The following is a 12,083-nucleotide window of genomic DNA, read 5'->3' as shown; positions in this document are numbered from 1 at the left end:
ATGGCCTGTTGCGCTTACTCTTGGCTCTCGTGTCCAAACTTTCAACCGCAGCGCGCCGGTTGCTCATCGGGCGGCCGCAACGCAGCGACCGGCTGAGCCACACCCTGCTGCCCAAGCGCATCGCCTTGCCGGTGTTCGCCTCCGACGCGCTGTCCTCGGTGGCGTATGCGCCCGAGGAAGTCTTTCTGATGCTCTCGGTGGCCGGAGCGGCCGCCTACGCGCTGACGCCGTGGATCGGGCTGGCGGTGGCCGCGGTCATGTTGGTCGTGGTGGCCAGCTACCGGCAGAACGTGCATGCCTACCCGTCCGGCGGCGGCGACTACGAAGTCGTCACCACGAACCTGGGTGAGACCGCCGGCCTGGTGGTGGCCAGTGCGCTGATGGTGGATTACGTTCTCACCGTTGCTGTTTCGACCTCGTCGGCGATGGCGAACATAGGTTCGGCGGTTCCGCTGGTGGCCGAGAACAAGGTGTGGTTCTGCGTGGTCGCCATCGTGGTGGTGATGGCGTTGAACCTGCGTGGGATCCGCGAGTCCGGGGTGGCTTTCGCGATCCCGACCTATGCATTCATCGTCGGGGTCGTCGTGATGATCGGGTGGGGGCTGATCCGGATTTTCGTGCTGGGCAACCCGCTGCGGGCCGAATCCGCCGCCTTCCAGATGCATGCCGAGCACGGCCAGATCGTCGGGTTCGCGTTCGCGTTCCTGCTCGCCCGCTCATTCTCGTCGGGCTGCGCGGCGCTGACCGGTGTCGAGGCGATCAGCAATGGCGTGCCGGCGTTCCAGAAACCCAAGTCGCGCAACGCCGCAACGACTCTGCTGATGCTGGGTGTCATCGCGGTGACGCTGCTGATGGGCATCATCGTGCTGGCCCAGCAGATACACGTGCAGCTGGTCGACGATCCCGCCACGCAGCTGACCGGCACCCCGGCCGGCTACATGCAGAAGACACTGGTCACGCAGCTGGCCGAGACCGTGTTCGGCAGCTTCCGCATCGGGTTTCTGCTCATCGCCACGGTGACCGCGCTGATCTTGGTGCTGGCGGCCAACACCGCCTTCAACGGATTCCCGGTACTCGGCTCGGTGCTGGCGCAGCACAGCTACCTGCCGCGCCAATTGCACACGCGCGGAGACCGCCTCGCGTTCTCCAACGGGATCCTGTTCCTGTCGGCCGCGGCTCTGGCGTTCGTCGTCGCGTTCCGCGGTGAGGTGACCGCGCTGATCCAGCTCTACATCGTCGGGGTGTTCATATCCTTCACGCTGAGCCAAATCGGCATGGTCCGGCACTGGACCCGGCTGCTGCGCACCGAGACGGACCCGAAGGTGCGGCGCCAGATGAAGCGCTCGCGCGTGATCAACACGGTCGGCCTGCTGTCCACCGGTGCGGTGCTGTTGGTGGTCCTGGTCACCAAATTCTTTGCCGGGGCGTGGATCGCCATCGTGGCGATGACGGTGCTGTTCGTCATCATGAAGATGATCCGTAAGCACTACGCCACCGTCTCCCGGGAATTGGAGGAGCAACGAGCTGCCCAGCACGACGTGGTGCTACCCAGCCGCAACCACGCGCTGGTGCTGGTGTCGAAGCTGCATCTACCGACCCTGCGGGCACTGGCCTATGCGCGCGCGACCCGCCCCGATGTTCTCGAGGCCGTCACGGTCAGCGTGGACGACGTGGAAACCCGTGCGCTGGTGCATGATTGGGAGGAAAGCGAGATCAGCGTGCCGCTGAAGGTCATCGCCTCGCCCTATCGCGACATCACCCGTCCGGTGCTCGAATACGTCAAGCGGGTCAGTAAGGACTCGCCGCGCACCGTGGTGACGGTCTTCATCCCGGAGTATGTCGTCGGCCATTGGTGGGAGCAGGTGCTGCACAATCAGAGTGCCCTTCGGCTCAAGGGCCGGCTGCTGTTCATGCCCAACGTGATGGTGACTTCGGTTCCCTGGCAATTGAGTTCGTCGGAGCGGCTCAAGACCCTGCAGCCGCACGCGGCTCCCGGTGACGCCCGCCGCGGAATCTTCGACTGAAGCGCCTCGACGAGGAAAACGTATGAGTGCCGAGCCGTCGCCGTCACCCGGGGAGCTGACGCTGGTTGCCGGTGCCCCCGCCAATGGCGGCAGCTGCGTGGCCCACCACGAAGGCCGGGTGGTATTCGTGCGCTACGCCTTACCCGGCGAACGGGTGCGGGTGCGGGTCACCGCGGACCGCGGATCCTATTGGCACGCAGAGGTTGTCGAAGTCCTCGAGGCATCGGCGGACCGGACCGAGTCGCTGTGTCCGATCGCGGGGGTCGATGGCGCCGGGTGTTGTGATCTGGCATTCGCTGCCCCGGAGGCGGTTCGGATGCTCAAGGCGCAAGTCGTGGCCAACCAGTTGGAGCGCCTCGGCGGCCATCGCTGGAGCGGTGAGGCGGAACCGCTTTCGGATTCCGGCCCGACCGGCTGGCGCACCCGGGTGCGCCTCGAGGTGGGCGCGGACGCCCGCCCCGGGTTTCACCGCTACCACAGCGACGAGCTGGTGACCGACCTGCGCTGCGCGCAGTTGCCGCCGGGAATGCTGGACGGGCTGGCCCAGGCCTGTTCGGCGGCCGATTTGTCTCCGACTGCGCAGCTGCACGTCGCCGTCGACGACGACGGACGCCGGCATGTGGTGCGCACCCTGCGCCAGGGCGGGCGAACGACGACCAATGTGGTGCAGGGCAACTACGAGGCAACCCAGCGCGTCGGGCGGCGCAGCTGGGAGGTGCCGGTGACCGCGTTCTGGCAGGCGCACCGCGATGCGGCGCGGGTCTACAGCGGCCTGGTCGCCGACTGGGCGCAGCCCGGCGCCGGCATGAGCGTGTGGGATCTCTACGGCGGTGTGGGGGTTTTCGCCGCCGCCCTGGGCGATGCGGTGGGGGAGTCCGGGCGGGTCCTCACCGTCGACACCTCCCGCGCGTCGACGCGTGCCGCGCGGGCCGCGCTGGTTGATCTGCCGCAGCTCGACATCGTCACCGATTCGGTGCGGCGCGCGGTGTCGATGCAAAAAGCCGGCGCCGACGTGGCGGTGCTGGACCCGCCGCGATCGGGTGCCGGGCGCGACGTGATCGACCTGCTGGCCGCAGCCGGGGTTCCGCGCATCGTGCATATCGGTTGCGAGGCAGCGTCTTTCGCTCGTGATATCGGCCTGTACCTCGGTCATGGCTATGCCGTCGAGAAGATCAAGGTGTTCGATGCTTTCCCGCTGACTCATCACACCGAGTGCGTGGCGCTGCTGACCCGGGCAGGCGGATTGCCGTCATCGTGAACGAGACAGTCCGCTACGCACTCATCGTCTTGTTCTGCAGTGCCGTCGGTTTGGTTGCGGTGTTGGCGAACCGGCTGACCGAGCGAGTCAAAATCCCGGTCGCCCTGCTCGTGCTGGTCGGCGCTGCCGTGGCCGTGCACGCCGTGCCCGCGGTGCAGTCGCCGTCCGAGCCGAACGTCGAGCGGATCATCACCATCGCGTTGGTGTTGGTGTTGTTCGACGGCGGAATGCACATCGGGCTCGCGCGCTTCCGCGCGGCGGTCTTCCCCATCCTGTCGGTCGGCGTCGTGGGCACCGCCCTGACCGCCGCCGGCGCGGCAGTCGTGCTGCACTACGCGTGCGGAATCGGTTGGTTCCCTGCGGTACTCGTGGCCACCGCGGTAGCTCCCACCGATCCGGCCGTGGTCTTCTCCGTCCTGGGCAAGCGTGAGATTGCCGGTCGCAGTAGCACCATCCTGGAGGGCGAGTCCGGCGCCAACGATCCGGTCGGCATCTCGTTGATGGGCAGCCTGATCGCCGCCGGTGGCCTCAGCGCGGCCGGCTTCGCCAGTGTGGGAGTCCAATTCGTTCTGCAAATGGCGATCGGCCTGGTCGTCGGCGTCGTCGGCGGCCGCGCCCTGCTCGTGTTCATGCGGCGGGTGGCATTGCCGAGTGAAGGCCTCTACTCGCTGCGGACGCTGGCATCCAGCCTGATGCTGTACGGCATTGCCACGCTCGCGCACGGCTCGGGATTTCTGGCGGTGTTCGTCGCCGGCATCGTGATCGGCGACGCTCGCGCCCCCTACAAACCCGACATCAAGCGATTCCACGCCGCCCTGGCCGGTCTGGCCGAAATCGTCGCGTTCGCCGTACTGGGTTTGACCGTCGATCTCAACGTGCTTGCCCATCCCGACGTGTGGATTCCCGGGCTGATCCTCGGCGTGGCCCTGACCGTGGTGATTCGGCCGATCGCGGTGGGCGCATGCCTGATTCCGGTCCGGCTGCAGCGAAACGAACGCACCTTCATCCTTGTCGCCGGGCTCAAGGGTGCGGTGCCGATCCTGTTGGGCGAGTTCCTGCGGGCCGCCCACGTCGCCGACGCCGAGCGTCTGTACGGCATCGTGGTGGTCGTCGTCGTCTTCTCCGTTCTGGTGCAAGGCAGCTCCGTGCCCGGGATCGCACAACTGCTGCGCCTGCCGATGCGCACCGTCGAGACGCAGCCATGGGAGATAGGTGTCCGGCTCCAGGACGAACCCGAGGGGGTCCATCGGCTGCGCGTCGCCTCGGGGTCTGTTGCCGAGGGGTGCACCATCGAGGGTCTCGGTGACCATGCCGGAGATATCTGGGTGAGCATCGTCGTCCGCGCCACCGGCCTGGTGCCGGTGCGGGGTGACACCGAACTGGAGGCCGGCGACGAGGTCGTCGTCCTGGCCGATCCCGAACTTCGGGACACCCTGGTCGACCTGTTCGGCCCCTCGTAGGAGGCTAGATCCGGCCTCGGCTGCGTAGACTGACCTGATGCTCGAACAGATCCGCGGCCCCGCTGATCTGCAGTACCTTTCGCAACAGCAACTTCGCGATCTGGCTCAGGAGATTCGCGAGTTCCTGATCCACAAGGTGGCTGCGACCGGGGGCCATCTGGGACCGAACCTCGGCGTGGTCGAACTGACGCTCGCGCTGCATCGGGTGTTCGACTCACCACACGACCCGATCATCTTCGACACCGGCCACCAGGCTTACGTGCACAAGATGCTGACCGGCCGCTGCCAGGACTTCGAGACCCTGCGCAAAAAGGGCGGCCTGTCGGGCTATCCGTCGCGCGCCGAGAGCGAGCACGACTGGGTGGAGTCCAGCCACGCGAGTGCGGCGTTGTCCTACGCCGACGGCCTGGCCAAGGCGTTCGAGCTGACCGGGCACCGCAACCGGCACGTGGTCGCGGTCGTCGGGGACGGCGCGCTGACCGGCGGCATGTGCTGGGAAGCGCTGAACAACATCGCGGCCTCCCGTCGCCCCGTGATCGTCGTCGTCAACGACAACGGCCGCAGCTACGCACCCACGATCGGCGGTGTCGCCGATCACCTGGCCATGCTGCGGCTGCAGCCCGCTTACGAACAGGTGCTGGAAAAGGGCCGTGACGTGGTGCGGGCGGTGCCGCTGATCGGCGAGATCTGCTACCACTTCATGCACAGCGTGAAGGCGGGCATCAAGGACTCGCTGGCCCCGCAGCTGCTGTTCACCGACCTCGGGCTGAAGTATGTCGGCCCGGTCGACGGTCACGACGAACGCGCCGTGGAAGCCGCGCTGCGCCGGGCCCGCGGCTTCGGCGGCCCGGTGATTGTGCACGTCGCCACCCGCAAGGGCATGGGCTACGCCCCGGCCGAGGCCGACGAGGCCGAACAGATGCACTCCACGGCACCGATCGACCCGACCACCGGCCAGGCAACCAAGATCCCCGGCCCGGGCTGGACGGCGACCTTCTCCGAGGCGCTGATCGGATACGCCAGAAAGCGCCGCGACATCGTGGCGATCACGGCGGCGATGCCCGGTCCGACCGGACTGACGGCGTTCGGGCAACGGTTCCCGGACCGCCTGTTCGACGTCGGCATCGCCGAACAGCACGCGATGACGTCGGCGGCCGGGCTGGCGATGGGTGGGATGCACCCGGTGGTGGCCATCTACTCGACGTTCCTCAACCGGGCGTTCGACCAGATCATGATGGACGTGGCGCTGCACAAGCTGCCCGTCACCCTCGTGCTCGACCGCGCCGGGGTCACCGGTTCCGACGGCGCCAGCCACAACGGCATGTGGGATCTGTCGATGCTGAACATCGTGCCCGGCATGCGGGTGGCCGCCCCGCGCGACGCCACCCGGCTGCGCGAAGAACTCGGCGAGGCGCTCGAGGTGGATGACGGCCCGACGGCGCTGCGGTTCCCCAAAGGCGATGTGGGCGAAGATATTCCGGCCGTAGAGCAACGGTCGGGAGTCGATGTGCTCGCGGTGCCCGCCAACGGGCTGAACCACGATGTGCTGCTGGTGGCTGTCGGTGCGTTCGCTTCGATGGCGCTGGCGGTGGCCAAGCGGCTGCATAACCAGGGGATCGGTGTGACCGTGATCGATCCGCGGTGGGTGCTGCCGGTCTCCGAGGGTGTTCTCGAACTGGCGGTGCAGCACAAACTGCTCGTCACATGTGAGGACAACGGCGTCAATGGCGGTGTGGGGTCAGCGGTTTCGGCCGCGCTGCGCCGCGCGGAGATCGACATCCCGTGCCGCGACGTCGGCCTGGATCAGGAGTTCTACGAGCACGGCTCACGCGGTGAGGTGCTGGCCGATCTCGGGCTGACCGACCAGGGCGTGGCCCGACGGATCACCGGTTGGGTTGCCGCCCTGGGCAGTTCGGAGTCCGAAGCGGAGATCCGCGAGCACCTCGACTAGCCCTCGGGCTCGGGCTTGGGTGGCGGCTGTAGCGCGGTCGCCAGCACGGGATCGACAAGCTCGCGTTGCCAGGCCCGCGCCTGGCCGGTGCACAAGAACTCTTCGACGGCCTCGACCGGGTCGGGCGCGTCCGCCCAGTCCCAGCACAGTCGCCGCACCAGGTCGGGCGAAACCAGGTTCTCGGACGGAATGTTCACCCGCTCCGACAGTTCCGACAGCCCGGCCCGGGCCGCCTCCAGCCGGGCGGCCGCCTCCGGTTTGCGCCTGCTCCACCGCGCCGGCGGCGGCGGGCCGTTCGGCGGCTCGGCGTCTTCCGGCGGGTCCTGACTCTTGCGGGCCGCTTCCAGCGCGCCCAGCCACGTCGCCGCGCTGCGACGCTGATTGCGCCCGCCGAACACCGGCAACGCGACCAGGTCTTCGACCGTCTTCGGATTGGCGATCGCGGCCTCGATGATGGCCGAATCCGGCAGAATGCGGCGCGGCGCGATGTCGCGGCGCTGGGCGATGTTGTCGCGGGTGGTCCACAGTTCGCGCACCGCGGCCAGGGCCCGGCGGTCGCGCACCTTATGGATGCCCGACGTGCGCCGCCAGCGGTCGCGCCGCGGCGTGGCCTCCCTGCTTCCCACGCTGCGTAAATAGTCGAATTCCTGTGCAGCCCAATCGGTTTTGCCTTGCTCGGCCAGCTCCGCGGCGATCGCCGCACGCAGTTCGACCAGCAGTTCCACGTCGAGCGCCGCATAGTTGAGCCAATCTGCGGGCAGTGGCCGCTTGGACCAGTCGGCCGCGCCATGACCCTTGACCAAGCCCTGCCCCAGCAGCCGTTCGGTCATCGCCGCCAGGTTCACCCGCTCGAATCCGGCCAGGCGCCCGGCGAGCTCGGTGTCGTACAGCGCGGGCGGGCGCATGCCGACCTCGGCCAGACACGGCAGATCCTGGTCGGCCGCGTGCAGGATCCACTCGTCGGTGCCCAGCACCTCGGCGACGGGCCGCAGCGCCGTCAGCGGATCCGCGCCGTGGCTGACCGGATCGATGAGCACGGTCCCGGCACCGGCCCGCCGGATCTGGATCAGGTACGCGCGGTTGGAGTAGCGGAAACCCGACGCCCGCTCGGCGTCCACCGCAAACGGCCCACGCCCGCTGTCCAGGAATTGTGCGGCGTCCGCGATCTGGCCGACGGTCACCGAGAGTTCGGGTACGCCCTCGGCCGGGTGCAGCAGCGGGGTGGGTTCGGGTTCGGCGCTGCCGGGCGCGCTGCTGTCGGGCGCGGTGCCGTCGGGCCTAGGGTCCGCCGGTTCGCCCATGTCAGGCGCGTGACCGCGAGCTCAGGTCGGTGACTCCCGCCGGCGGGAGTCCCGCGGCGTGCTCCAGCACCTCGCAAAACGCTTCGACATGCGCGCCGACGGCGGGTGTGGTCGCCGTCCACGAGGCCCGCAGCTCGAGCTGGTGGGCGCGCGGCGGCCCGGAGATGTCGCCGTAGCGCACTGAGGTGGTGGCGGTGACGGTACCGCCCAGTGCCGTGACCTGGTCGGTCCGGGCCTCCAGCGCGTCGACCAGCCAGCTCCACGCCACTTCCGGCAGCAGCGGATCGACGGCCTCGGTGGAGTCCAGGTCCGCCTGGATGTAGGCGACCAGACGCGTGGTGCCGTCCCAGGCGTCGGCGCCGTCCGGGTCGTAGAGCAGGATCAGCCGGCCGAACGCGTCGCCCTCCGACCGCTCGGGGACGATCTCGAGGTCGGGGTGCTTCACCTCGGCCCCCAGCGCGTAGCTGAAGGGCGCCAGGCGTTGCGGCGGCCGGATCGGGCCCAGCTCGATCTCCGGCCGGGCGTTCACGGCGTTCATGGCCGCCACCGCCTCGCGGAATGGGGCCGGTTCGACTGAGGTCACTGGCGCAACTCCTCCTCGTCGCTCCCGCTCCGCATCGTCGTATGCGCGGGTCACAGCGTTCGACGCTAGACCTATCGCCTGACACGCCGCGACAGGCGCGCCGATTTCCAAACCCGTCGCGACCAAGCTGTTACCTGGTTGTGTCACGTCGTCATCAATCGCCGTTTAGCCTGCTCAGACGGTTGTTCAGCCGTTAAATCGGGCCGGTCGTTTCTCCCGATGCGCGGCCAGGCCTTCTTGCACGTCGGGACCACTGAAACCCAAAAATTCCAGGCCGAGCGACGTCTCGAAGGCGGGCGCGAACATGCGATACCAGTAGTTAAGGCTGTGTTTTGTCCACCGGATCGCGTTCTGGGCTCCCTGTGCCAAATCATGGGCGACCTGCGTTGCCTTCGGGAGCACCTCGTCGTCGTCGACACAGAGGGATACCAGGCCGATGCGCTCGGCTTCCTCGCCGAGCAGGGTGTCGCAGGTGAGTAGGTAGTACTTGGCCTTGGCCATGCCGACCAGCAGCGGCCAGCAGATCGCGGCATGGTCGCCGGCCGCCACGCCGAGCTTGGTGTGCCCGTCGATGATCTTGGCGGTTCGCCCGGCCACCGAGATGTCCGAGAGCAGCGCCACCACCAGGCCGGCGCCGACGGCGGGGCCCCGGATCGCCGAGACCATCGGCTTGTCGAAGTTGACGATGTTGAGCACCAGGTCGCGGGCCTCGCGCATGATGCGAATCCGGCCCTCGTAGTCGCCGATGGTCTCCGAGATCAGGTCGAAACTGCCGCCGGACGAAAACGCTTTGCCCTCACCACGGATCAGGACGGCCCGCACGTCGGGATCGCGATTGATGGCCGGCCAAACGTCGGCGAGATCGCGGTGCATTTGTGGCCCGACCGAGTTCAGCCCGGGAGCGTCGAGAACCACCGTGAGGACACCGTTGTCGCCGCGCTCAAAGCGGAGGCTGGGGAATTCGTCGTAATTGACCGAGATCGGTGCGACTGACACCGGGTTGATGTTACGCAGCATGGCCTGGTGCTCCAGGGGTGCCGCCCGGCCTTGAGACCAGCACAGTGGCAGCATTGAGACCGATGAGCACTCGTCGCGAGCTTCCCGAATCGCCCTACCTGGCCGCCGTCACCGGCCGCAAACCCGGCCGGGTGCCGGTGTGGTTCATGCGGCAGGCCGGGCGCTCGCTGCCCGAATACCGGGCGCTGCGCGAACGCACCAGCATGCTGGGGGCGTGCTTCGAGCCCGAGATGGTCTGCGAAATCACCCTGCAACCCATCCGGCGCCACGACGTCGACGCCGCGATCCTGTTCTCCGACATCGTGGTTCCGCTGCGGGCCGCGGGCATCGAATTGGACATCGTCCCCGATGTCGGACCGGTGATCGCACACCCGATCCGCACCGACGCCGACATCGAAGCGATGAAACCCCTTGAACCGCACGCAATTCAGCCAATCTGCCAGGCGGTTTCGCTGCTGGTCGACGCGCTGGGCAAGGTGCCGCTGATCGGATTCGCCGGTGCGCCCTTCACGCTGGCGTCCTACCTGGTCGAGGGCGGCCCCAGCCGCAACCACGCCCGCACCAAGGCGATGATGCTGGCCGAACCGGCCAGCTGGCACGCGCTGATGTCGAAGCTGACCGATCTCACCGTGGAATTCCTGCGCGGCCAAATCAACGCCGGGGTGGACGCTATCCAGCTGTTCGACTCGTGGGCGGGAACGCTGTCGCTGGCCGACTACCGCCAATACGTGCTGCCGCACAGCACCCGGGTGTTCGCGACGTTGGCCGAACACGGGCTGCCGATGACACATTTCGGGGTCGGGACGGCCGAATTGCTGGGCGCGATGGGCGAAGCCGGCCCGACGGTCGTCGGGGTGGATTGGCGAACCTCGCTCACCGATGCCGCCGCCAGGGTGCGGTCCGGCACGGCGTTGCAAGGCAACCTCGATCCGGTGGTGTTGCTGGCGGGCTGGCCGGTGGTGGAACGTGCGGCGCGCGCCGTCGTCGACGATGGCCGCCGCGCTGTCGACGCCGGTGCGGCGGGCCACGTCTTCAACCTGGGTCACGGCGTGCTGCCCGAGACCGACCCCGGCGTGCTGACCGACCTGGTGTCACTGGTCCACTCGCTATGACCCCCCGGTCGTATTGTGTTGTGGGCGGCGGTATTTCCGGCCTAACCGCGGCCTACCGGCTGCGTGTGGCGGCCGGGGACGACGCGAGCATCACGCTGTTCGATCCGGGGGAGCGGCTCGGCGGGATCTTGCGCACCGAGCAGCTCGGCGGACGGCCGGTGGACCTGGGTGCCGAGGCATTCGTGTTGCGCCGGCCCGAGATGCCGGCACTGCTGGCCGAGCTGGGCCTGTCGGATCGTCAACTAGGCACTACCGGCGCCCGCCCGCTGATTTACAGCCAGGCCGAGCTGCACCCGCTGCCGGCGGCCACGGTCGTCGGGATTCCCTCGTCGGCGGCGTCGGTGGCCGGACTGGTCGACGACGCCACCGTCGCGCGCATCGACGCCGAGCCGGGTCGCCCGCTGGACTGGCAACCCGGAAGCGACCCGGCCGCGGCGGAATTGGTGGGCGACCGGTTCGGCGAGCAGACCGTGGCGCGTTCCGTCGACCCGCTGCTGAGCGGGGTGTATGCGGGCTCGGCGGCCACGATCGGGCTGCGGGCGGCGGCCCCCAGCGTGGCGGCGGCGCTGGATCGCGGCGCCACCAGCTTGACCGACGCGGTCCGCCAGGGGTTGCCGCCGGCTACGGGCGCGCCCGTGTTCGGCGCGCTGGACGGCGGCTATCAGGTGCTGATCGACGAGCTCGTCGAGCGCGGCCGGCCGCGGTGGGTTCGGGCCGCGGTGGACCGGCTCGACCGGGCCGGGCAGGGCTGGGCGTTGCGCGATGACACCGGCGCGCAGTGGAATGCCGACGCGGTGATCCTGGCCATCCCCGCCCCGCGGCTGGCGCGCCTGATCTCTCGTGTGGCTCCACAGACGTACGCCGCGGCGCGCCGCATCGAGAGCGCGTCGTCGGTGGTGGTCGCGCTCGCCGTGCCGGGCGACACGGCGTTCCCGGAGTGCTCCGGTGTGCTGGCGGCCAGCGGTGAGCAGTTGCGCGGCAAGGCGATCACCTTGTCGTCGCGCAAATGGGGCATCCGGCACGACCTGCAATTCCTGCGGCTGTCGTTCGGGCGATTCGGCGACGATCTGGCCGCCACCGCCTCCGACGGGGAGCTGCTGGCCTGGGCGGTCGACGACCTGGCCACCGTGTTCGGGCTGGCCGTCGAGCCGGTGGATGCGCGCGTGCAGCGGTGGATCGAGGCGATGCCCCAGTACGGGCCGGGCCACGCCGACGTCGTCGCGCATTTGCGTGCCGGTCTGCCGGCGACGATCGCCGTGGCGGGCAGTTACCTCGACGGGATCGGCGTGCCGGCCTGTATCGGCGCGGCCGGTAAGGCCGTTGAGCGGGTGATCAGGGCCGTCGAGGTTGCGGACACGGAAGTGGCACGATAGGTCT

At 68.7% G+C, this 12,083-nt stretch carries 9 protein-coding genes; 6 read left to right on the top strand and 3 right to left on the bottom strand.

Annotated elements, in window-relative coordinates; genetic code table 11:
- Positions 1 to 29 precede the first annotated feature (29 nt).
- From LMQ14_RS17540 to dxs, 4 genes are read left to right on the top strand one after another with little or no spacing between them, the layout of a single operon-like run.
- Positions 30 to 2,024: an APC family permease gene (locus tag LMQ14_RS17540; protein ID WP_267730811.1), complete on the top strand. Its 1,995-nt coding sequence runs from the start codon at positions 30 to 32 to the stop codon at positions 2,022 to 2,024.
- 22 nt (positions 2,025 to 2,046) lie between these two features.
- Positions 2,047 to 3,282 carry a class I SAM-dependent RNA methyltransferase gene (locus LMQ14_RS17535; protein ID WP_267730810.1) on the top strand — a complete coding sequence of 412 codons (1,236 nt, stop codon included), beginning with the start codon at positions 2,047 to 2,049 and terminating at the stop codon, positions 3,280 to 3,282.
- On the top strand, positions 3,279 to 4,742 hold the full coding sequence (locus LMQ14_RS17530) for a cation:proton antiporter (RefSeq protein WP_267730809.1): 1,464 nt from the start codon (positions 3,279 to 3,281) through the stop codon (positions 4,740 to 4,742). The genes LMQ14_RS17535 and LMQ14_RS17530 overlap by 4 nt, the downstream gene beginning before the upstream one ends.
- A gap of 37 nt (positions 4,743 to 4,779) precedes the next feature.
- Complete coding sequence (gene dxs / locus LMQ14_RS17525; RefSeq protein WP_267730808.1) at positions 4,780 to 6,693, top strand: 1-deoxy-D-xylulose-5-phosphate synthase; 1,914 nt, start codon at positions 4,780 to 4,782, stop codon at positions 6,691 to 6,693.
- Here the strand turns inward: dxs and LMQ14_RS17520 are convergent.
- From LMQ14_RS17520 to LMQ14_RS17510, 3 genes are all read right to left on the bottom strand, one after another.
- Positions 6,690 to 7,994, bottom strand: coding sequence for a ribonuclease D (locus LMQ14_RS17520; RefSeq protein WP_267730807.1), 1,305 nt, complete (start codon positions 7,992 to 7,994; stop codon positions 6,690 to 6,692). The two genes, dxs and LMQ14_RS17520, sit on opposite strands and share 4 nt — an antisense overlap.
- Position 7,995: 1 nt before the next feature.
- Entirely contained in the window at positions 7,996 to 8,631 is a 636-nt protein-coding gene (locus LMQ14_RS17515) for a DUF3000 domain-containing protein (RefSeq protein WP_267730806.1), read from the bottom strand.
- Positions 8,632 to 8,763: 132 nt separating this feature from the next.
- A complete protein-coding gene (locus LMQ14_RS17510) occupies positions 8,764 to 9,558 on the bottom strand; it encodes an enoyl-CoA hydratase/isomerase family protein (RefSeq protein WP_267735569.1) in 795 nt (264 codons plus the stop codon).
- 98 nt (positions 9,559 to 9,656) lie between these two features.
- Between LMQ14_RS17510 and hemE the strand changes: the two genes are divergently transcribed.
- Together hemE and LMQ14_RS17500 are read left to right on the top strand one after the other, a co-directional pair.
- Entirely contained in the window at positions 9,657 to 10,706 is a 1,050-nt protein-coding gene (hemE, locus tag LMQ14_RS17505; protein ID WP_267730805.1) for a uroporphyrinogen decarboxylase, read from the top strand.
- Entirely contained in the window at positions 10,703 to 12,079 is a 1,377-nt protein-coding gene (locus LMQ14_RS17500; protein WP_267730804.1) for a protoporphyrinogen oxidase, read from the top strand. Before hemE ends, LMQ14_RS17500 begins: the two co-directional genes overlap by 4 nt.
- The last annotated feature ends 4 nt before the right edge of the window (positions 12,080 to 12,083 follow it).

This window comes from Mycobacterium sp. Aquia_213 (assembly GCF_026625985.1).
Classification (GTDB): Bacteria; Actinomycetota; Actinomycetes; order Mycobacteriales; family Mycobacteriaceae; genus Mycobacterium.
This window is presented reverse-complemented; position numbering and strand designations above follow the sequence as displayed.

Bases quoted from the DNA above. Each gene is read 5' to 3' on its own strand.
- LMQ14_RS17500 (WP_267730804.1), top strand. From the start codon at position 10,703: ATGACCCCCCGGTCGTATTGTGTTGTGGGCGGCGGTATTTCCGGCCTA.
- hemE (WP_267730805.1), top strand. From the start codon at position 9,657: ATGAGCACTCGTCGCGAGCTTCCCGAATCGCCCTACCTGGCCGCCGTC.
- LMQ14_RS17520 (WP_267730807.1), bottom strand. From the start codon at position 7,994: ATGGGCGAACCGGCGGACCCTAGGCCCGACGGCACCGCGCCCGACAGC.
- LMQ14_RS17535 (WP_267730810.1), top strand. From the start codon at position 2,047: ATGAGTGCCGAGCCGTCGCCGTCACCCGGGGAGCTGACGCTGGTTGCC.
- dxs (WP_267730808.1), top strand. From the start codon at position 4,780: ATGCTCGAACAGATCCGCGGCCCCGCTGATCTGCAGTACCTTTCGCAA.